We start from the raw sequence: 21,105 nt of genomic DNA on the forward strand, positions 1-21,105 counted from the left end.
TGTGGCGACCGACCCGCCCGCCGTCCTCGACGACGTCGAGGCCCGGCCCGGCAGCGCGACGTCGCTGGTGCGCACCGTCGTCGGCGCCTACCTGCGCCAGGTCGGCGGGGCGATCGCCGCGGCCGACCTCGTCGCGCTCCTGGGCGAGATCGGGGTGGGCGGCCCGAGCGCCCGCAGCGCGGTCTCCCGGGTCAAGGCCCGCGGCCTGCTCGACGCCGCGTCCGTGCGCGGGCGGCCCGGCTACCGGCTCGCCCCCGGCGCCACCTGGATGCTCGAGCGCGGCGACCGGCGCATCTTCACCTACCGCCCCCAGGGCGAGGCGGACCCCTGGTGCCTGGTGTCGTACACGGTGCCGGAGACGCGGCGCGACGCCCGCCACCAGCTGCGCCGCCACCTGGCGGGGATCGGGTGCGGGCACGTCGCGACCGGGCTGTGGATCTGCCCGGCCCACCTGACCGGCGAGGTGGACGAGATCCTGGACTCCCTCGGGCTGCGGGACGCGGCGACGCTCTTCGTCACGTCGACGCCGCGCACCGCGGGCCCCTTCGCCGAGGCCGCCGCGCGGTGGTGGGACCTCGACCGGCTCGCGGCGCTGCACCACGGGTTCCTGGCGCGGCACGCGGACGACGCCGGCCATGCCGGCCATGCCGGCCAGGCCGGCCAGGCCGAGGACGCCGCCGCAGGGAGCGAGGCGTTCGCGCGCTGGACGCGGGTCCTCGACGACTGGCGCCTGATCCCGGCCGTCGACCCTGGCCTCCCGCCCGGCGCGCTGCCCCACGACTGGCCGGGGCGGGCCGGCGTCGCGACCTTCGAACGGCTCCGCGCCGAGCTCGAGGCGCCGGCCACCGCGTACGTGCGCCGCGTGGCCGGCGGGCCGGGCGTGGCGGTCGGCCGGGCCTGAGCACGATCCGTCGTCGCCCTCCTCGTCGCCCGGCCGGCGGTGTGCGGGCGCCTGCTGTTGCGGACTGATTCCGGCGACCGGATCATCAAGGCGGACGGCACGCCGGGCCGCTAAGGCGACGCGGCGGCGACCGACCGTCAGGGGGATCTCAACGTCGAGGGAAAGTGGTGGTCGCATGACCGGTACGACGGGGACGGGACGCGACGGATCCGCGGCCGGCGCGCCGGTGGAGCTCGTGCTCATCGAGTTCCCCCGGGCCGAGTTCCGGGGCGAGATCATCGCGGAGCTCGGGAAGCTCGTCGACGCCGGCACGATCGACGTGCTCGACGCGCTCCTCATCCGCAAGGCCGACGACGGCACGGTGGAGTGGCTCGAGGCCACCGAGGGCGGCGACGACGAGCTGGCCCGCATCGTGGGTGAACCCGCCGGGCTGCTGGCCGCGGACGACGTGGACGCGGTCGCCGAGGACCTGGCCCCCGGGTCGGCCGTCGGCATGCTCGTCTTCGAGCACACCTGGGCACGTGGCCTCGCGGGCGCCGTCCACGGGGCCGGTGGGCAGGTCCTCGACTGGACCCGGGTGCCCGCCGCCGCGATCGAGGAGCTCACCGCCGAGCTCGCGAAGGAGAGCTGAGATGCCGCCTCTGGGACGGATGGGCCGGCCCGGGCTGATCGGGACGATGGCTCGCACGGCAGTGATCACCGGCACGGCGAACGCCACCAGCCGGGCGATGAACCGGCGCGCCGCGGCGCGCGACGAGCAGCGCTACGCCGCCGACCAGTACCAGGCCCAGCAGTACGAGGCGCAGCGGCCCCCGGCGCCGCAGTACCAGCAGCCGCCCGCGCCGACGCCGCCGGGGGCACCCGCGCCGGCGGGCCCCGGCGAGGACGACCTGATCACCCAGCTGAAGCGGCTGGGCGACCTGCGCACGGCGGGCGTGCTGTCGGACGCCGAGTTCACCGCGGCCAAGGCCAAGCTGCTGGGCTGATCCGGTCGGCCGAGGGCCGGCACACTCCGGGGAGGACGGCGAGGAGCAGGACGGGACCGAAGGACGGGACGTGGATCTCGAGACCGTGACCATGCTGGCCCTGGTGGCCGCGGCGGGGGTCGTCGCACCGTTGGTCGTGGACCGCCTGGAGCCGGTCGTCCGGCTCCCCTCGGTCGTGATCGAGATCCTCCTGGGCATCCTGCTCGGCCCGGCGGCGCTGGGGCTCGTGCACGAGACCGACGTCGTCGGGGCGCTCTCCGACCTGGGTCTCGCCTTCCTCATGTTCCTCGCCGGATACGAGATCGAGTTCTCCCGCATCCGCGGCGGTCCGCTGCGCAGCGCCGTCGGGAGCTGGGCGGCCTCGCTCGTGCTCGGACTGGTGCTGGGCATCCTGCTCGCGGGGCCGCAGACGGGGCTCGTCGTCGGGCTGGCGCTCACCACGACGGCGCTCGGCGTCATCCTGCCGATCGTGCGCGACGGCGGCGCCACGGGGACGCCGTTCGGCGACCGGGTGCTCGCCGTCGGGGCGGTGGGGGAGTTCGGACCGATCCTCGCGATCGCGTTCGTCCTCAGCGGGGACCGGCCCGCCCACACGGTCGTCGTCCTGGCCGCGTTCGCGGCCCTCGCCGTCGCCGGGGCGTGGCTCGCGCGCAAGCGGCGCCATCCGCGCCTCGGGAAGGTCGTCACCGCCACGCTCGGCACCAGCTCGCAGGTGGGGGTGCGGCTCTGCGTGCTGGTGGTGATCGCCATGTTCGCCCTGGCCCTGGCGCTCGGCCTCGACCCCGTGCTCGGGGCGTTCACCGCGGGCATCCTCGTGCACCTGTTCCTGTCCTCGGGCGACCCGCAGGAGGCCGAGGTCGTCGAGTCGCGGCTCGAGGGCATCGGGTTCGGCTTCTTCATCCCCGTCTTCTTCGTGATGAGCGGCGTCACCCTCGACGTCCAGGCGATGGTCGCGGACCCGCGGGTGCTCGTCACGGTGCCCGTGTTCGTGATCCTCTTCCTCGTGGTGCGGTGCGTGCCCACGTTCCTGGCCCACCGGCGCGCGCTGGGCACCACGGACGCGCTCGCGCTGGGCCTGATGGCGGCCACCGCGCTGCCGCTCGTCGTCGTCATCGCCACGGTGGGCACGACGGCGGGCCTGCTGGCGACGGCCGACGCCGCGGCGCTCGTCAGCGCTGCCGTCGTGTCGGTGCTCGTCTTCCCGGTCGTGGCCGGGCGACTGCGATCCGGCGCGGCCGCGGGTGCCCCGGACGGTGCTGCCGACGGTGCGGGGGACCACGCCGGCGAGGACGCGGGGCGACGATGAACGACGCGACGACGAGCGACACGACGCCGGTCCGGTCCGTGCGCGACCACGCAAGGCTCCTCGGGATGTCCGCCGCGCTGGGCATCCCCGTGTCGGTCGCGGCCTTCTGCCTCCTCGCGGCGTTGCACCAGCTGACCCACCTGGTGTGGGACGTGCTGCCCGCCGCCGCGGGCCTCGACGACGTGCCCTGGTGGTGGCCCCTGCCCTGGCTGGCGCTCGCAGGCCTCGCCGTCGGGTTCGCCGTCCGGTCCCTGCCGGGGCACGGCGGCCACGTGCCGGTGGACGGCCTGGCGATGGGGCCGGTGCCCGCCTCCCATGTGCCCGGCATCCTGCTCGCCGCGCTGGCGGGTCTGCCGCTCGGCGTCGTCCTCGGGCCGGAGGCGCCGCTGCTGGCCGTCGGCGCGGCGCTCGCCCTCCTGCTGGTGCGGCCCTGGGACGCGGCCCTCGACGACCCGACGCGCCAGGTCCTCGCCGTCGCCGGGTCCGCCGCCGCACTGTCGGCCATCTTCGGCAGCCCGCTCGTGGGCGCCGTCTTCGTCGTCGAGGCGGCCGCGCTCGGCGGGCTCGCCGGGGCGCGGCTCGTGGGCGTGGTGCTCCCGTCCCTGCTGACCTCCGGGGTCGGCGCGCTCGTGTTCACCGGCCTGGGGAGCTGGACCGGGCTGGAGATCGCGTCGCTGGCCCTGCCGCACCTCGACGCCCCGGCGCGGCCGGACCTCGGCGACGTGCTGTGGACGATCCCTGTGGCAGTCCTCGTCGCCGTCGGGGTGCGGCTCGTGCACGACCTGGGTGCCGCCGTCGCGCGGCGGGCGGCGGCGCGCCCCTTCCGGGCCGCCGTCGCGGGCGCGCTGGTCGTCGGCGTCTGCGCCGTGGCCTACGCCCTGGTCTCGGGGCGCTCGCCCGAGGACGTGGCGCTGTCGGGACAGTCGCTGCTCGGACCGCTGGCCGCCGACCCGGAGGCATGGGGCGTGGGGGTGCTGGTCGCCCTGCTGGCGTTCAAGGGGATCGCCTACGCCGTGTCGCTCGGGACGCTGCGCGGCGGCCCCATCTTCCCCGGCATCCTCCTCGGCGCGGCGGCCGGGGTGCTGGTCGCGCCCCTGCCCGGGTACGGCGCGGTCCCGGCGCTCGCCGCGGGGATGGCGGCGGCGACCGCGGCGACCCTGCCGTTCCCGGTGTCCGGGGCCGTGCTGGTGGTCATGCTCCTGGGTCCGGCCGCGCCCGCGATGGCCCCGGTCGTGCTCCTCGCGGTGGTGGTGGGCTACGTCACCGAGCACGCGGTGCTACGCCCGCGCCGGGAGGCACGGGCCGCTGGTGAGCCTGCGCCGTCCAGCGCCTCGCGGATCAGGTCGGCGTGCCCGTTGTGCCGGGCGTACTCCTCGATGAGGTGCACCAGGATCCAGCGCAGGCTGAAGGCGCCCTCGCCCTCCCGACGCGACTCGCGGACGCTGACCCGGTCCAGCCCGTCGGTCGCGGCGACCGCGGCGGCCAGCCGACGGTCCGAGTCGGCGACGGCCGCGTCGAAGAGGGCGCGCAGCTCCTCGGCGGAGTCGCCGGCCGCGGAGTGGAAGTCCCAGTCGCGGTCGGCGTCCCAGTCCACGGTGTCGAACGGCGCGATGGGCTCGTCGGCGTCGAAGACCTCGGCGAGCCAGTTCGTCTCGACCAGCGCGAGGTGCTTGAGCAGGCCGCCGAGCGTCAGGGTGCTCGGCGGGTGCGGGGTGCGCAGCTGCTCGGCCGTCAGGCCGGTGGTCTTCCAGCGCATGGTGTCGCGGTGGTAGTCGAGGAACCCGCGCAGCGTGGCGAGCTCGTCGACTCGCAGCGGTGGGTCGACGCGGTGGTTCTCGGGGAGGCCCGGCGTCGGCACGGGCAGCCGGAACGCGCCGTCGTCGAGCGCGGCGCGGACCGCCGCCGCCGTGGCGGCGGGCTCCTCGCCGCCCGTGTCCCGGGCGTGCGGCTCCAGGTCGCCCAGGTCCGCGAACGCGGCGTGCATGCTCCGCACCGCGGCCGGGTCGCGCAGCTCGGAGTCGGCGCGGCCGGTGGCGCGCCCGAGGGTCGCGTCCAGGTCCGGCCGCAGGACGACGTACGCGAGGTCCCAGCCCTCGCGCGCCGCGGCGGCGCGGAACGGGGGCAGGAACCACGGCCCGACGACTCCGTCCGTCACGACGTCGTACCCGCCCCGGACGTAGGCGCTCACCGCGCCGACGATCGCGGCGGCGACGGTCTCGTTCTGCGCCTGGGAGCCGGCGAGGTACGGCGGCACGTGGCCCTGGACGATCGATCGGTAGAACGTGTCGGTCGTGAGGTTGACGGTGGGGCGGTCCGTGTCGAGCGCGAGCAGCGCGGCCACGGTGGTCTTCCCGGCGCCCGGGGGCCCGGTGAGGATGGTGACGGTCACGTCGCGACCGTAGCGTGCGGGGGAGGTGCCGGGCGCGCCTATTCCTCCACCTTTCTCCAAGGTCTTCCTCCGTCGTCGCCGGCGGCGTCCGCGAGCTCGCGCGCCCGGAGCAGCACGGCGTCGAGCATGGCCGGCGTGAGCCTCCCGGTGAAGGTGTTCTGCTGCGAGACGTGGAAGCAGCCGAGCACCGTGAGGGTGCCGGGGGAGCCGTCGCGCCGGGCGAGCGTCGTCTCGGCGCCGTGGGCGAACCGCGGCCGGGGCCGTGGCACCTCCCAGCCCTGCTCGGCGAGGGCGGTGAGCAGGGCCTGCCAGCCGATCGCCCCGAGCGCGACGGCCACCCGCACGGAACCCACCAGCTCGAGCTCGCGCGCCAGGTAGGGCGCGCACCGGCCGCGCTCCTCGGGGGTGGGCTTGTTGGCCGGCGGCGCGCACCGCACGGGCGCGGTCACCCGGATCCCCCGCAGCTCCAGCCCGTCGCCGGCCGCCACCGACGTGGCCTGGTTCGCGAAGCCCGTGCGGTGCATCGCCGCGAAGAGGAAGTCGCCGCTGCGATCGCCGGTGAACATGCGGCCCGTGCGGTTGGCGCCGTGCGCGGCCGGGGCCAGCCCCACGACGACGACGGGCGCACGCGGGTCGCCGAAGCCCGGCACCGGCCGCCCCCAGTACTCCTCGTCGCGGAACGCGGCCCGGCGCTCGCGGGCCACCTCCTCACGCCACGCGACCAGGCGGGGGCAGGCGCGACACTCCACGAGGTGGGCGTCCAGCGCCGCCAGCGTGGGTGCCGTGCGGGCGGCGACCGGGTAGGCGGGGGAGGCGGGGTCGGGCGACGGGGCGGGGGTCACGAGGTCCATCGTGGCCCGCCGGGAGCCCGGACGCCGCAAGGCCCGCCTCCGTTGACCGGGGACGGGCCGTGCGGCGAGGTGGCGCGAGGGGCGGTCAGACCGCCGGGTGGAGCCGCCCACGGGCCGGGGCTGTTGCGGGGGCGGCGGCCGGGGCGACGGCGGGCTCGGTGCCGAGGCGGCGGAGCGTCCAGCCGAGCAGCCCGAAGAGGACGCCGAGGCCCATGACCAGGGCGCTCACGCCGTACGCCACGACGGAGGTGAACAGCGACGCGCGCAGGAACGAGGCGTTCATCGCGGTGGCGCGCAGCGGGTCGTCCTGACCCAGCTCGGAGTAGGTCTGGCCGCCCGTCGCCTCCAGCGCGTGCTTGTCGATGACCTGCGCCTGGGCGTATGCGGAGAGGGGACCGTCGACGGTGTCGCCGGCGAGGAACGCCGCATCCTCGGAGACGGTGATGTTCTGGGCGGACAGCTGGGAGCTGACCGTGGCCCAGGTGGCCGCGCCGGCCCCGATCATAAGAATGCCGGCGACGAGAGCGACGAGGCCGACGGTGCGAGCCGGTCGCTGGGCGTTGCGAGTGGTGTTCATGGTCCCCTCCGGGTGCTGACCGCGGGGCTGCGGCCGCTGTGTCGGCGTCGGGTCTGACGCCGTCTCTATGGTAAGACCACAGCCTCTGGCCTGCGCCTTCAGGGCTTGTGAAGTTCTTCACAAATGGCGGAGATGGTGCCGCGACGCTCTCGCCTGCTCGCGGCCGACGCCGGGTCGGGGGGACCAGCTGACGGAAAGGGGGAACACCGGACCACGGCCCGGCCGCCCACGGGCGGAGAGCCTCGTCGTGGTGGCCGGTGCGGATGAGTACGATCGAGGGGCGCTGCCCGAGGGTGGCGCCCCTCGATCGTGCCCGGCGAGCGCTGCGCGCCGGCCGGTCGTCGTTCGACCCGCCGCCGCGCACCGCGCGCCGGTCCCGACCAGCAAGGAGCACCTCCGTGTCCGACGTCGCCTCGCCGATGCCACCGACCCCCGATCACGCGCAGGACCCGGCGCAGGACACGGACACGGTGACGGTGCAGACGTCGACGACGGGCACCGAGCTCTTCGCGGACCGCCGCGACGTCGTCGTCATGCGGGTGGACGGCACCTTGCTCGACCTGGCCACCGACCTCGCGGCCGGGACCGTGGTGGAGCCGGTCACGATCGACTCGCCCGACGGGCTCGCCGTGCTGCGCCACAGCGCCGCGCACGTGCTCGCCCAGGCCGTCCAGCAGGTCAACCCGGACGCCAAGCTCGGCATCGGCCCGCCCGTCACGGACGGTTTCTACTACGACTTCGACGTCGAGACCCCGTTCACGCCCGAGGACCTCAAGGCCCTCGACAAGGCGATGACCCGGATCATCCGGGAGGGCCAGACCTTCCGCCGCCGCGTCGTGACGGAGGACGAGGCGCGCGCCGAGCTCGCCGACGAGCCGTACAAGCTCGAGCTCATCGGGCTCAAGGGCGGGACGACGCCGGCCGAGGGGGACGACGCAGGCGTCTCCGTCGAGGTCGGCGGCGGCGAGCTGACCATCTACGACAACGTGCGCGGCGCCGGCCGCGAGAGCGAGACCGTGGCCTGGAAGGACCTGTGCCGCGGCCCCCACCTGCCCTCCACCAAGCTCATCGGCCAGGGCGTGCAGCTCATGCGCTCGGCCGCCGCCTACTGGCGCGGGTCGGAGAAGAACCCGCAGCTGCAGCGCATCTACGGCACCGCCTGGCCGTCGAAGGACGAGCTCAAGGCGTACCTGGAGCGCCTGGCCGAGGCCGAGCGTCGCGACCACCGCCGCATCGGCGCCGAGATGGACCTGTTCTCGTTCAACGACCAGGTCGGCTCGGCCCTGCCCCTGTTCCACCCCAAGGGCGGCGTGATCAAGCGGGTCATGGAGGACTACGTCCGCCAGCGCCACATCGAGGAGGGTTTCTCCTACGTCGGCACCCCGCACATCACCAAGGAAGAGCTCTTCTACACCTCGGGTCACCTGCCGTACTACGCGGACACGATGTTCCCGGCGCTCGACCTCGAGGAGGTCGGCGACCATGGGCGCTACCGCCTCAAGGCGATGAACTGCCCGATGCACAACCTGATCTTCTCCAGCCGAGGGCGCTCGTACCGCGAGCTGCCGATCCGGCTGTTCGAGTTCGGCACGGTGTACCGGTACGAGAAGTCCGGCGTGGTCCAGGGCCTGACGCGCGTGCGCGGCCTGACCCAGGACGACTCGCACTCCTACGTCACGCCCGAGCAGGCACCCGACGAGGTCAAGCACCTGCTGAACTTCATGCTGTCGGTGCTCAGGGACTTCGGCCTCGACGACTTCTACCTGGAGCTGTCGACGCGGGACGACTCCAAGCCCGACAAGTTCGTCGGCACCGACGAGGACTGGGCCAAGGCCACCGCGGTGCTGGAGAAGGTCGCGGTCGAGTCAGGCCTGGAGCTGGTGGCCGACCCGGGCGGCGCCGCCTTCTACGGTCCCAAGATCTCCGTCCAGGTCAAGGACGCGATCGGCCGCACCTGGCAGATGGGCACCGTGCAGTACGACTTCAACCAGCCGAAGGGCTTCGGCCTGGAGTACACGGCGGCGGACGGCACCAAGCAGCAGCCGGTGATGATCCACTCGGCCAAGTTCGGCTCGATCGAGCGGTTCATGGGCGTGCTCATCGAGCACTACGCGGGGCTCTTCCCGGCCTGGCTGGCGCCCGTCCAGGTGCTCGCAGTCCCGGTGGCCGAGGCGTTCGACGACTACCTCAAGGAGGTCGTCGCCCAGCTCAAGGCCCGCGGGATCCGCGCCGAGCTGGACCTGTCGGACGACCGGTTCGGCAAGAAGATCCGCAACGCGTCCAAGGAGAAGGTGCCCTTCGTGCTCATCGCGGGCGGGGAGGACGTCGAGGCCGGCGCGGTGTCGTTCCGGTTCCGCGACGGCAGCCAGGAGAACGGCGTGCCGGTGGCGGACGCGGTCGAGCGCATCGTGGCGGCCGTGCGCGACCGCGTCCAGGTCTGAGCAGGGCCGGCACATGACGGGGGAGAGCGCGACGGCGCCGGCGGGCGACTTCGGCCCGCCCGAGGACGGGCTGCAGCGGCTGTGGACGCCGCACCGCATGGTCTACATCGGCGGGCAGGACAAGCCGGCGGACGGCTCGGTGGCGCAGTGCCCGTTCTGCCGCATCCCGGCGGGTGACGACGAGTCCGGGCTCGTCGTCGCCCGCGGGCACGAGTGCTACGCGGTGCTCAACCTGTACCCGTACAACTCGGGGCACCTCATGGTGCTGCCGTACCGGCACGTGTCCGACTACACGGACCTGACGCTCACCGAGACGGCCGAGCTCGCGGCCATGACGCAGACGGCGGTGCAGACGCTGCGCGCGGTCTACGCCCCGGCGGGCTTCAACCTCGGCATGAACCAGGGCGAGGTCGCCGGCGCGGGGATCGCGGCCCACCTGCACCAGCACGTGGTGCCGCGGTGGCTCGGCGACGCGAACTTCCTGCCCGTCGTGGGCCAGACCAAGGCGCTGCCCGAGCTGCTGGCCGACACGCGCGCCCGCCTGGCGGCCGCGTGGCCCTCCGACGAGCACTCGGCCGGCCCGTCAACCGAGCCGTCAACCGAGCCGTCAACCGAGCCGTCAACCGAGCCGTCAACCGGGGGAGAGCGCTGATGCTGAGAGGCCTGCGCGCGGCGATGCAGCGCTTCTTCACCCCGCCGGCGCGGCTGCTGCTCCGATGGGGCGTGACGCCGGACGCCGTGACGATCGCGGGGACAGTCGTGGTCGTCGTCCTCGCCCTCACCCTGCTGCCGGCCGGCCACCTGCTCCTCGGCGGCGTTCTCATCGGGCTGTTCGCCCTGGCCGACTCGCTCGACGGCGTCATGGCGCGCCTGTCCGGGCGGTCGGGCCCGTGGGGCGCCTTCCTCGACTCGACGCTCGATCGCGTCTCCGACGGCGCGGTCTTCGCCGGCATCACCCTCTGGTTCGTGCTGCACCCCGACGTCCCCTATTCCGTGTGGGGCATCGCGGCGTCGCTGGCCTGCCTGGTGCTCGGGTCCGTTGTCCCGTACGCGCGGGCGCGGGCCGAGAGCGTCGGTGCGTCGGCTGCCGTCGGGATCGCCGAGCGCAGCGACCGGCTCCTCGTGGCCCTGGCAGCGGTCGCGTTCACGCAGGTCGGCCTCCCTGTCGTCGCGACCGAGGCCGCGCTCACCCTGCTCGCCGTCGCGAGCCTCGTCACCGTGGTGCAGCGGATGGCGACGGTCCGCCGACAGCTCGCCACGGCAGGCGCGCCGGGCACCACCGACCTGACCGGCAGCAGTCCCGGCAGCGGTCCCGACAGCAGTCCCGACAGCACCGACCCGGAGGCCTGATGCGGTTCGACGTCGCCCGGCTGTACACGTTCGCGTGGCGGCACGCCCCGAAGATCCCGGAGCCGGTGCTGCGCGCCGCGTTCACGGCGATCGCTGACCTCACGTGGCTGCGGCGCACCGAGGGCGTGCGCCGCATGGAGGCGAACTACGCGCGGGTGCGTCCGGACCTCGACGCGCCCGAGCTGCGGCGCCTGACCCGCGCGGGCATGCGCTCGTACATGCGGTACTTCCGCGAGGCGTTCACCCTGCAGGGGTCCACGCCCGAGCAGATCGCGGCCCGCGTCCGGGTCGAGGGCTACGAGAACGTGGCGGGACCGGTCGGCGACGGCCAGGGCGTCTCCCTGGCGCTCGCGCACCTGGGCAACTGGGACCTCGCGGGCGCGTATGCGACGCCGCGCATCGCGCCGGTCCTCAGCGTCGCCGAGCGCCTGAAGCCGGAGGAGCTGTTCGTCGAGTTCGTCGAGTTCCGGCGGTCCATCGGCATCGAGGTGCTGCCGCTCGGCGAGCCGAGCGTGTTCCGCAACCTGGTGCGCGGGGCCGCGCGCGGCGGGTACCTCGTGCCGCTGCTGGCCGACCGCGACCTCACCGCGACGGGCGTCGAGGTGGACCTGTGCGGCCACCGGGCCCGCGTCGCCGCCGGTCCCGCGGCCCTCGCGCTGGCGGCCAAGGTGCCGCTCGTCCCGGCCGACATCACGTACGAGCGTCTGTCGGGCGAGCGCCGGCGGGCCGCCGGGACCGTGTGGGGCATCGTGATCCGGTTCTACCCGGCGGTCCCGGTGCCTGACGACTCGGGCATCCGCCGCCAGGAGCGCGTGGCGCGGATGACCCAGAGCTGGGTGGACGTGGTCGCCCGCACCCTGCAGGAGTCCACGCAGGACTGGCACATGCTGCAGCGCGTCTTCGTCGACGACCTCGACCCGGACCGGTACGCCCGCACCAAGGCCGAGGCGGGCGAGGGATGAGCGCCGCGCAGGCCGACAGGGCGGAACACGCTCAGCGGGACGGCACGGGCGGGGCCGCTCGACGGTTGCGGGTGGGGATCGTGTGCCCGTACTCGTTCGACGCCCCCGGCGGCGTGCAGTTCCATGTGCGCGACCTGGCGCAGGCGCTGCAACGCGCCGGCCACGAGGTCTCGGTGCTCGCGCCGGCCGACGAGGAGACCCTGGTGCCGGAGGTCGTGACCGCCGCGGGCCGGGCGGTGCCGGTCCGCTACAACGGTTCCGTCGCGCGGCTTGCCTTCGGCCCGCGCGCCGCGTCGCGGGTCCGGCGGTGGGTCGAGGCCGGCCGCTTCGACGTGATGCACCTGCACGAACCGATGGTGCCCAGCCTGTCCATGCTCGCCCTCTGGGTGGCGGAGGGGCCGGTCGTGGCGACGTTCCATACCTCCCAGGTGCGCTCCCGGGCGCTCCAGGTCGCGTTCCCGGTGCTGCGCCAGTCGCTGGAGAAGATCGCGGCGCGCATCGCCGTGTCGGAGGACGCGCGACGCACGCTGGTCGACCACGTGGGCGGCGACGCCGTCGTCATCCCGAACGGGGTCTACGTCGACACGTTCGCCGCGGGCGCGAAGGCCGAACGGTGGCGCGGCACGCTCGAGGCGCCGACGATCGCGTTCCTCGGCCGGCTGGACGAGCCCCGCAAGGGCCTGGAGGTGCTCGCCGCGGCCGTGCCGCACGTCCTGGAGCAGATCCCGGGGGCGCGGTTCCTGGTCGCCGGGCGCGGCGACGCCGGTCGGGACGCGGCGATCGAGACGCTCGGCGCGCACGCGTCGTCCTTCGAGTTCCTCGGGGGCGTGAGCGACGGGGACAAGGCATCGCTGCTGGCGTCGGCAGACCTGTACATCGCCCCGCAGACCGGCGGCGAGAGCTTCGGCATCGTGCTGGTCGAGGCGATGAGCGCCGGGACCGCCGTGGTGGCCAGCGACCTCGGGGCCTTCCGCCGCGTGCTCGACGAGGGCGCGGCCGGCAGGCTGTTCCGTACCGGTGAGCCGCGGGACCTGGCCGACGCGATCCTCGCGGCCCTCGGTGACCCCGACGGCACCGGAGAGCGGCGGGACCGCGCGACGGCGTTCGTCCGGAGGTTCGACTGGTCGACGGTCACCGAGCAGGTGCTCGCGGTGTACGAGATGGCGGTCGCCGCGGGCGACGCGCTCGACACCCCCGAGGCGGCGGCGCGGGCCGAGGGCGCGGTCGGCTGGCTGCGCGGCCGCCGCGCAGCGGGAGGTGAGGGCGTATGACCTGGTCGGAGCTCGCCCTCGTCGTCCTTGTCGTCGCGGCGATCGTGGTGTGGCTGGCCTGGATCTCGGCGTCGCGCCTCGACCGGCTGCACCGCAAGGTCATCGCCTCGCGCATCGCGCTGTACGCGCAGCTCGCGCGCCGCGCAGGCGCCGCGATCGACCTGGCGTCCTCCGGCCTGCTCGACCCGGCGGGCGCAGTGCTCGTCGCCGATGCCGCTTTCGCCGTCGTCGAGGACGCCGGTCCGCCCGCCCCTCCCGGGGGCGAGCTGGCGCTCGACGGCCTCAGCCCCGAGCGCGAGCGCGCCGAGAGCGAGCTGTCGTCGACGCTGCGCTCGGCGCTCGGCGACGAGGAGTTCCTCCGGTCCCTGCGCGAGTCCGCGCCGGGCGACGAGCTCGTGGGGCAGCTGGCCGCGGCGTGGTACAGGGCCCAGCTCGCGCGGCGGTTCCACAACCAGGCGGTGGCCCAGGCGCGCCGGGCCCGGCGCACCTGGTACGTGCGTCTCCTGCGCCTGAGCGGGCACGCCGCGCTGCCGCGGACGGTCGAGCTCGACGACCAGATGCCGGCGGGTCTCACCGGGCACTGACGACCGTAAGATGAGAGGTGGCGTGACAGCGGTCACGCCTCCGACTCCGACACGAGCGAGGCCCGAGTTGAGCGAGACCACCGGCACGGACGCCGTCATCACCGCGGGCGAGGTGGGTACCGCCCGCGTCAAGCGAGGCATGGCCGAGATGCTCAAGGGCGGCGTCATCATGGACGTCGTCACCCCCGAGCAGGCGAAGATCGCCGAGGACGCCGGGGCGGTCGCGGTCATGGCGCTCGAGCGTGTGCCCGCCGACATCCGTGTCCAGGGTGGCGTCGCGCGCATGAGCGACCCGGACATGGTCGACGGGATCATCGACGCGGTCTCGATCCCGGTCATGGCCAAGGCCCGCATCGGGCACTTCGTCGAGGCGCAGGTGCTGCAGTCCCTCGGAGTCGACTACGTGGACGAGTCCGAGGTGCTCACCCCGGCCGACTACGCGAACCACATCGACAAGTGGCAGTTCACCGTGCCCTTCGTGTGCGGTGCCACGAACCTCGGGGAGGCGCTGCGCCGTATCACCGAGGGCGCCGCCATGATCCGCTCCAAGGGCGAGGCCGGCACGGGCGACGTCTCGAACGCCACGACGCACATGCGCCAGATCCGCGGCGAGATCCGCCGCCTGTCGTCGCTGCCGACGGACGAGCTGTTCGTGGCGGCCAAGGAGCTGCAGGCCCCGTACGAGCTCGTGGCCGAGGTGGCCCGGGCCGGCAAGCTGCCCGTCGTGCTGTTCACCGCGGGCGGCATCGCCACCCCGGCCGACGCCGCGATGATGATGCAGCTCGGCGCCGAGGGCGTGTTCGTGGGCTCGGGCATCTTCAAGTCCGGGGACCCCGTGGCGCGCGCCAAGGCGATCGTCCAGGCCACCACGTTCCACGACGACCCCGACGTCCTCGCGAGGGTCTCCCGCGGCCTGGGCGAGGCGATGGTGGGGATCAACGTCGACGAGATCCCGGAGCCGCACCGGCTGGCCGAGCGCGGCTGGTAACACCTGCCTGACCAGGGCGGACGCCGGGGAGCGAAGGCGCCCGGCGTCCGCCCTTTCAACTACCAGGGCGACGGCTCGTAGTCCTTGAGGAAGCAGCCGTACAGGTCGGTCCCTGCCTCGCCCTGGACGATCGGGTCATAGACGCGGGCGGCGCCGTCGACCAGGTCGAGGGGCGCATGCCAGCCCTCGGCGGCGATCCGCAGCTTCTCCTGGTGCGGGCGCTCGTCCGTGATCCACCCGGTGTCCACCGCGGTCATCAGGACCCGGTCCGTCTCGAACATCTCCGCTGCGGACGTCCGGGTCAGCATGTTCAGGGCGGCCTTGGCCATGTTGGTGTGCGGGTGTCCCGCGGACTTGTAACGGCGGGAGAACTGCCCCTCCATCGCCGAGACGTTGACGACGTACCCGCGTCGCGCCATGGACGTCGCGGCCCGCATCGCGGGCCGCAGCCGGGAGATGAGCAGGAACGGCGCGATCGCGTTGCAGAGCTGGACCTCCAGGAGCTCCAGCGGGTCGACCTCGTCCACGACCTGGGTCCACGAGTTGGTCGTCTGCAGGTCGGGGAGAAGCCCGCCGGCGTCGACGGCCGTGCCGGCCAGGTGGGCGTCCAGGGAGGCCGAGCCCGCCCGAAGCGCCAGCGCCGTCAGGGATGCCGCGGTGTGCATCGCGACGGCGTCGTCCTGCGACTGCCCCTCGCGGTGGGCGACCGACAAGGCGGTCAGCGCCCCTGCGATCGCAGCGGGGTGCGCCTCCGAGACGTGATCGAACGTGACCATCCCCGGCGGCTCCAGCCCATAGGGAAGCGGGGCGACCGGTGACGACTCGCCCGCGACGAGCTGCGAGTAGGCCCCGGGGGTCCGGCGGACCGTCTGGCAGGCGTTGTTGACCAGGATGTCGAGCGGGCCCGCCGCGGCGACGTCGTCGGCCAGGGCGATCACCTGGGTGGGGTCACGCAGGTCGATACCGACGATCTTGAGCCGGTGCAGCCAGTCGGCGGCGTCGGGCATCGCCGAGAAGCGGCGCACCGCGTCTTTCGGGAAGCGGGTGGTGATGGTGAGGTGAGCGCCGTCGCGCAGCAGTCGCAGCGCGATGTACATTCCGATCTTCGCCCGGCCCCCGGTGAGCAAGGCACGGCGCCCGGTCAGGTCCGTGCGCTGGTCGCGCCGCGTGTGGCTCTTCGCGGCACAGGCCGGGCACAGCCAGTGGTAGAACGAGTCGACCAGCGTGTAGTCCGTCTTGCAGATGTAGCAGCCGCGGGCGGTGCGCAGCTCGCCGGCGAACGCCCCCGGCGCGGTCGAGACCAGCGGGATGCCGGCGGTCTCGTCGTCGATCCGCGCCGCCGAACCTGTCGCCGTCTGCTCGATGACGCTCCGGTCGTGCGCCTGACGCTCCTCGCGGACCGCCGCCTTACGGGACTTCTTGAGCAGCTTCCACATGTAACCGGTCGCCCGTTTGACCGTCTGGACGTCGGGATGGTTGGGGTCGAGGTCCTTGAGCCGGCCCAGCACCCGAAGGGTGGTGGCAAGCTCGTCCGGGTCGATCGCCGCGTTCGTTGGCACGCCGTAGGGTAGCCCCGCTCGCCACGAGCCCGTACTCGGTATGGAACTCGCGACACCCACCGCCAGCGACACTGCGCGTCACCACAGGTCAGTGCCAGGAACATGGTGGCCTGGCTGTCGGCCGGCACGCCAGGGGTCGGCGGCGGCGCGGCGAACACCTGCTGCAGCACCTGGCCGTCCGCCTCGGCGAGCGTGCCGTCGGGCGCGGGGGCGCGGGGGCGCGGGGGCGCGGGGGCGCGGGGGCGCGGGGGCGCGGGGGCGCGGGGGCGCGGGGGTGCGGTCGAGGCGGTCGGCGAGCGCGAGGTAGTTCTGGGTCACCTCGTCGACGGTGCCGCCCAGCCCGAGCGTGGCGTGCTGTGCTGCGGCGACCTTTGCCGCGTCGGGGAAGCGTTCCGACATGGCCTTGCCCCAGTTGTCCTTCGCGTCGGCCCCGACCTTCGTGGGTCGACCTTGCCGCCGGCAGTTTCGAGACGGCCACCTCGATCTTCTCGCCACCGGGGTCCCCGTAGTCGAGCGGAACCTCCACGGTTCCGCAGGTGAGCCGGGGGCCGCGACTGGTGCCCTCGGCCCGCTCGGGGCACGCGCCCCAGGTGATACGCGGTGTGACGGCCGCGTGACCATCGCACTGCGGATCCGCGACGCAGGCCTGGTCTGAACCGCGCCGGTGCCCGCGAGACCGTCGAGCCGCCATGATCAGCTCTGCGGGACCATCCCGGTCCGTCCCTCCCAGGTGCCGTGCTCCGAGAGCGGGCGGAAGCGGAACGTCGCGAATTCGTGGTGGAAGTCGCGACGCCGACGTTCGACCATGGCGTCCGCGTGCCGCCGGTCAGTGGGAACGCCGGAGCGCCCGTGCACCATCTCCTCCATCTCGCGCACGGTGCGCCACACGGAGAACGTGGAGATGGTGTGCGGCGGTCGGAAGGCGGCCAGGGCGAGCGTGGTGCCCGGGTGGTCGCGCACCTGACGTTCGACGGGTCTGCCCCACCGCAGGAACCGGGGCACCTCGAGCAGACGCATCCGCGCGACGGTGACCGCGACCACTGGCTCGTCCTGGTCCCAACCGCCTGCCCGGGCGGGCAGACCGGGCAGGGCCGCCAGCCGGGACCAGCGGCGCAGGTACTCCAGTCGGACGTGCCAGCCGGTCGCCAGGTGGCGGCCGAGGCCGTCGTCGGACAGGAAGCGGTCAACGGCGTCCTCATCGCGCCACTGTGCGAAGACCGCGATCCGTCGTAGCTGCAGTCGGTCCGGGGAGACGGTGGGCGACCCCAGGCGCATGAGGGCCAGGCACTCGGCGTGGTCCAGCCCTGGCGTGGTGGTGCCCGACGGCGGTCGCAGCAGCGCGCGTGCCGTCACGGCGGCCGGGATCTCGGCGAGGTGAAAGGTGTGGATCATCGGGCGTGCTCCATCTTGTAGTGCAGACGCATCATCCAGGTGCGCCACATCCGTAGCTCGTGGTCAGTACGGAGCACCCCGTAAGGGTCGCGGTAGAGCCGGAAGGTCTCGTGGAGCGGGACGCGTGCCGCGAAGTCCCGTCCGCCGTCGTGGACGACGACGTACGCGCCGTCCTGACCGAACCGTCCTGGGGGTGACTCCAGGACGAGCCCGCCCCCGTCATTGATGACCGGGCGCAGGAACACCTGGACGTTGCCGGACTCGAGCGGGAACGTGACGTGGACGCTCGGCCGCGCCGCGCCGGGAAGCAGCCGTACCGAATAGCAGCCGCTGAACACGTAGCGGCTCGACGGCCGGAGCGTTCGCAGCCACGCGGCACCCACCTGCTCGCCGTCCCGGTCGCGGATCACGCGGACCCGGCTGTCCATCCCGTACGCGACGTCGAGCGGGCGCATCGGGAGAGATAGCTGCTCAACCCGGCGGCTGAACACCCGAGCGATCAGCTCACCCGCAGGCCAGAACAGCGGTGACCATCCGGTCCACACCTCCATCTGCCAGGAGGCGGTGTGCTCGTAGAAGTCGCGGATCCGCGGATCCAGTCGGGAGGCGTCGAACCCAGGACCGTCGAGGATCGTCATCGCCGGAAGCAGACCGGGTGCTGGGCCTGCTGAAGCATCCGTGGTCGCGGCATCGTCGTCGACCGTGCCGCCGTGGTGCGCGGCCTCGGCGGCGAGCCAGCCGTCCCCGACCGTGGAGGAACGACTCATCGGGGCGCGCAACCAGGAGTGATGCGTTGCAAGGTCGACAGGCTTGCCGGCCAGTCGCCAGAACTTCCGGGACCCGAGGTCCAGCAGATGGTTCACGACAATGCATTCTTGCAGGTCGGTTAGCGTCGGGGCGTGCTGCTACCTGAAGTTTCGGTGCCGGGGGCGGACCTGCCGGTCCGGGCGGTTCTGCCTGCCACGGTCGACGCGGTGCGGTCGCGCGGCACCGCGGTGCTGGTCGCGCCGCCCGGATCGGGGAAGACCTCGCTGTTGCCGCTCGCGCTGGCCGACGCGCTCGGGGGCACGATCATCGTCGCCGAGCCGCGACGGATGGCGACCCGCGCGGCCGCGACCCGGCTGGCGATGCTGGTCGGCGAACCGCTCGGCCGGCAGATCGGCTACGCGATGCGCGGTGAACGCAGCGGCGGCAAGGGACTCCGTGTCGAGGTCGTGACTACAGGGCTCCTCGTACGGCGTCTGCAGCAGGACCCGGAGCTGCCGGGTGTCGCCGCGATCGTGATCGACGAGTGCCACGAGCGGCACCTCGATGCCGATCTGCTGCTCGCGCTCTGCGTCGACATCCGGGCGAACCTTCGAGAAGACCTGGCGATCGTCGCGACCTCGGCCACCGCGGACACGGTCCGGCTGAGCCGCGCGCTGGGCACTGACGTACCGGCGCCCGTGATCACCGCGTCTGCTGCGCTGTTCGACGTGGCGATCGAGTGGGCCCCACCACCGGTCCCCGCGCCGCTGCTTCCCGGTGGGCGGGTCGACCCGCGCCTGCTGGATCACGTCGCGACCGTCGTCCAGCGCGCACTGACCGAGAACGACGGCGACATCCTCGTGTTCGTCCCGGGGGAGGCCGAGATCAACGCTGTGACTCGTCGGTTGGCCGGCCAGAATGTCCTACCGTTGTTCGGCCGCCAGTCCAGGGCTGAACAGGACCGCGCGTTGGCGCCGTCCGCCACTCGTCGGATCGTGGTCACGACGTCGGTCGCGGAGAGCTCGCTGACCGTGCCCGGGGTCAGGGTCGTGGTCGACGCGGGTCTTGCCCGGGAGCCGCGGACCGATCAGTCCCGTGGCCTCGGTACGTTGGTCACCTGCCGGGTCTCGAGGTCGTCGGCCGACCAACGAGCGGGTCGCGCCGGGCGGGAGGCGCCTGGCCGGGTCTATCGGTGCTGGTCCGCCACCGACCACGTGCGTCTCGACGATCATGCGGCGCCGGAGATCGCGATCGCCGATCTGGCAGCCTTCGCCCTCGACCTCGCGGCGTGGGGTGCGCCGGCCGGTGCCGGTCTGACCTTGCTCGAGGCGCCGCCGGTCGTGGCGATGACGGCGGCCACCGAATTGCTGCGCCGCATCGATGCCCTTGACGACGGTGGCCGGATCACCGAGCGGGGCCGGCGGATGAGGGCGATCGGGGCGCATCCTCGCCTTGCTCGTGCGTTGCTGGACGGGGCGCCGCGGGTCGGCGCCGACCGGGCACGCGAGATCGTCGCCATGCTCTCGGACGACTCGGGCCGCAACTTCGGCGATGATCTACCGGCCCGCTGGCGAGCCCTTCGCCGTGGTGAGGACCGCGGAGCGACGGCCCGCTGGCGAGAAGAGACGAAGCGCCTCGGCCGAGGCGCGCCGACCGGCGACCCGTCGGGTGGGCGGGCTGGTCGGGGGACGCACGGAGTACCGGACGATCTCGCGGTGGGGATCGTGGCGGGGTTGGCGTATCCGGATCGGATCGCGCGGGCCCGGGGGATCGACTCGGCGACGTACCAGATGTCTGGTGGTACGGGTGCAGCGCTGGATCTGCAGTCGCCGTTGCGGACCACGACCTGGCTGGCGATCGCGGTCGCTGACCGGGCACCCGGTCGCGCCGACGCCCGGATCCGTTCCGCGGCGCCGATCGATGAGCAGACCGCGCGAGACATCGCAGGCGACCTCGTCTCGACCACCGACCAGATCCGTTGGGACGACGGCCGGATCGTGACGCGGCGTGTCGAGGCGCTCGGCGCGATCGTGCTGGGCGACGTCCCGCTGGCAAAACCCGACCGGCTGCTCGTCCAAGCGGCCGTCCGCGACGGTATCCGGCGCAGCGGTCTGTCCGTACTGCGCTGGTCAGAGGCCGCACTCGCCCTGCGGGAGCGGCTCGCGTTCTGCCACGCCCGCCTCGGCGCCCCGTGGCCTGCGGTCGACGACGAAGCGCTGCTGGCCGATCTTGACGAATGGCTGGGTACCGAGCTCGCCTCGGTGCGAGGCTCGCGCGATCTTGCCCACATCGACGTGGCTTCGGCCCTCCGGCGACTACTGCCATGGCCCGCGGCAGCCCGGTTCGGTGAGCTAGCACCGGAACGGCTCCAGGTCCCGTCGGGCTCCGAGGTTCGACTCGCTTACGACGGCGCCGAGTCGCCGGTCCTCGCAGTGAAGCTGCAGGAGGTATTCGGCTGGACTGCGACTCCAGCCGTCGCGGACCGTCGTGTCCCGGTCGTTCTGCACCTGCTGTCGCCCGCACGACGTCCGGTCGCGATCACGAGCGATCTCGCCTCCTTCTGGAAGCGGGGCTATCCCCAGGTCCGAGCCGACCTGCGGGCCCGCTACCCGCGCCATCCGTGGCCGGAAGACCCACTCACCGCCCTCCCGACCAAACGAGTAAAACCTCGCCAGTGAGCGGGGCTGCCCTGATCTCATCCGTCGCGGTGACGGCTTGCCGAGCGTCTGGGCGACAGGTTCTGGGCGGGGCCGTGCCCTTGGCTAGCATGGGCACCATGGATGCACGTTCCCCGTCAGTCG

At 73.6% G+C, this 21,105-nt stretch carries 18 protein-coding genes and 1 pseudogene; 13 read left to right on the top strand and 6 right to left on the bottom strand.

The window, feature by feature from the left end:
• Position 1 precedes the first annotated feature (1 nt).
• The 5 genes and pseudogenes from AC1C2W_RS07045 to AC1C2W_RS07065 all read left to right on the top strand — a co-directional run.
• Positions 2-901, top strand: a complete 900-nt coding sequence (locus AC1C2W_RS07045; protein ID WP_495412732.1) for a PaaX family transcriptional regulator — start codon at positions 2-4, stop codon at positions 899-901.
• Between the two features lie 175 nt (positions 902-1,076).
• A complete protein-coding gene (locus AC1C2W_RS07050; RefSeq protein WP_495389436.1) occupies positions 1,077-1,532 on the top strand; it encodes a DUF6325 family protein in 456 nt (151 codons plus the stop codon).
• 1 nt (position 1,533) lies between these two features.
• Positions 1,534-1,887, top strand: coding sequence for an SHOCT domain-containing protein (locus AC1C2W_RS07055; RefSeq protein WP_495389435.1), 354 nt, complete (start codon positions 1,534-1,536; stop codon positions 1,885-1,887).
• Between the two features lie 70 nt (positions 1,888-1,957).
• Positions 1,958-3,193, top strand: a complete 1,236-nt coding sequence (locus AC1C2W_RS07060; RefSeq protein ID WP_495412733.1) for a cation:proton antiporter — start codon at positions 1,958-1,960, stop codon at positions 3,191-3,193.
• Between the two features lie 293 nt (positions 3,194-3,486).
• Positions 3,487-4,398, top strand: a pseudogene (locus AC1C2W_RS07065) (chloride channel protein); the annotation flags it as partial.
• 50 nt (positions 4,399-4,448) lie between these two features.
• On the opposite strand, the gene AC1C2W_RS07070 reads toward AC1C2W_RS07065, so the two are convergent.
• From AC1C2W_RS07070 to AC1C2W_RS07080, 3 genes are all read right to left on the bottom strand, one after another.
• A complete protein-coding gene (locus AC1C2W_RS07070; protein WP_495412734.1) occupies positions 4,449-5,582 on the bottom strand; it encodes a mycothiol transferase in 1,134 nt (377 codons plus the stop codon).
• A gap of 38 nt (positions 5,583-5,620) precedes the next feature.
• Entirely contained in the window at positions 5,621-6,433 is an 813-nt protein-coding gene (locus AC1C2W_RS07075) for a uracil-DNA glycosylase (RefSeq protein WP_495389431.1), read from the bottom strand.
• A gap of 85 nt (positions 6,434-6,518) precedes the next feature.
• Entirely contained in the window at positions 6,519-7,010 is a 492-nt protein-coding gene (locus AC1C2W_RS07080) for an aromatic ring-opening dioxygenase LigA (RefSeq protein ID WP_495412735.1), read from the bottom strand.
• A 398-nt stretch (positions 7,011-7,408) separates the two neighbouring features.
• On the opposite strand from AC1C2W_RS07080, the gene thrS reads away from it, so the two are divergent.
• From thrS to pdxS, 7 genes are all read left to right on the top strand, one after another.
• Complete coding sequence (gene thrS / locus AC1C2W_RS07085; RefSeq protein WP_495412736.1) at positions 7,409-9,451, top strand: threonine--tRNA ligase; 2,043 nt, start codon at positions 7,409-7,411, stop codon at positions 9,449-9,451.
• A gap of 13 nt (positions 9,452-9,464) precedes the next feature.
• Positions 9,465-10,103, top strand: a complete 639-nt coding sequence (locus AC1C2W_RS07090; protein ID WP_495412737.1) for an HIT family protein — start codon at positions 9,465-9,467, stop codon at positions 10,101-10,103.
• Entirely contained in the window at positions 10,103-10,801 is a 699-nt protein-coding gene (pgsA, locus tag AC1C2W_RS07095; RefSeq protein ID WP_495412738.1) for a phosphatidylinositol phosphate synthase, read from the top strand. The genes AC1C2W_RS07090 and pgsA overlap by 1 nt, the downstream gene beginning before the upstream one ends.
• Positions 10,801-11,763, top strand: a complete 963-nt coding sequence (locus AC1C2W_RS07100) for a phosphatidylinositol mannoside acyltransferase (protein ID WP_495389426.1) — start codon at positions 10,801-10,803, stop codon at positions 11,761-11,763. The genes pgsA and AC1C2W_RS07100 overlap by 1 nt, the downstream gene beginning before the upstream one ends.
• Before the next feature lie 65 nt (positions 11,764-11,828).
• Positions 11,829-13,034: a glycosyltransferase family 4 protein gene (locus tag AC1C2W_RS07105; RefSeq protein WP_495412874.1), complete on the top strand. Its 1,206-nt coding sequence runs from the start codon at positions 11,829-11,831 to the stop codon at positions 13,032-13,034.
• Complete coding sequence (locus tag AC1C2W_RS07110) at positions 13,031-13,618, top strand: hypothetical protein (protein WP_495389425.1); 588 nt, start codon at positions 13,031-13,033, stop codon at positions 13,616-13,618. Before AC1C2W_RS07105 ends, AC1C2W_RS07110 begins: the two co-directional genes overlap by 4 nt.
• Before the next feature lie 10 nt (positions 13,619-13,628).
• Positions 13,629-14,606: a pyridoxal 5'-phosphate synthase lyase subunit PdxS gene (gene pdxS, locus AC1C2W_RS07115; RefSeq protein WP_495389424.1), complete on the top strand. Its 978-nt coding sequence runs from the start codon at positions 13,629-13,631 to the stop codon at positions 14,604-14,606.
• 59 nt (positions 14,607-14,665) lie between these two features.
• Here the strand turns inward: pdxS and AC1C2W_RS07120 are convergent, their stop codons facing one another.
• The 3 genes from AC1C2W_RS07120 to AC1C2W_RS07130 form a co-directional block, all read right to left on the bottom strand.
• A complete protein-coding gene (locus tag AC1C2W_RS07120) occupies positions 14,666-16,165 on the bottom strand; it encodes an SDR family NAD(P)-dependent oxidoreductase (RefSeq protein ID WP_495389423.1) in 1,500 nt (499 codons plus the stop codon).
• A 693-nt stretch (positions 16,166-16,858) separates the two neighbouring features.
• A complete protein-coding gene (locus tag AC1C2W_RS07125) occupies positions 16,859-17,557 on the bottom strand; it encodes a hypothetical protein (protein WP_495389422.1) in 699 nt (232 codons plus the stop codon).
• A complete protein-coding gene (locus AC1C2W_RS07130; RefSeq protein WP_495389421.1) occupies positions 17,554-18,420 on the bottom strand; it encodes a hypothetical protein in 867 nt (288 codons plus the stop codon). Before AC1C2W_RS07130 ends, AC1C2W_RS07125 begins: the two co-directional genes overlap by 4 nt.
• Before the next feature lie 36 nt (positions 18,421-18,456).
• On the opposite strand from AC1C2W_RS07130, the gene hrpB reads away from it, so the two are divergent.
• Positions 18,457-20,982 (top strand): ATP-dependent helicase HrpB, encoded by a 2,526-nt coding sequence (hrpB, locus tag AC1C2W_RS07135; protein WP_495389420.1) that lies wholly within the window; start codon positions 18,457-18,459, stop codon positions 20,980-20,982.
• Positions 20,983-21,105 lie beyond the last annotated feature (123 nt).

It is taken from the genome of Isoptericola sp. Y581, from assembly GCF_059445475.1.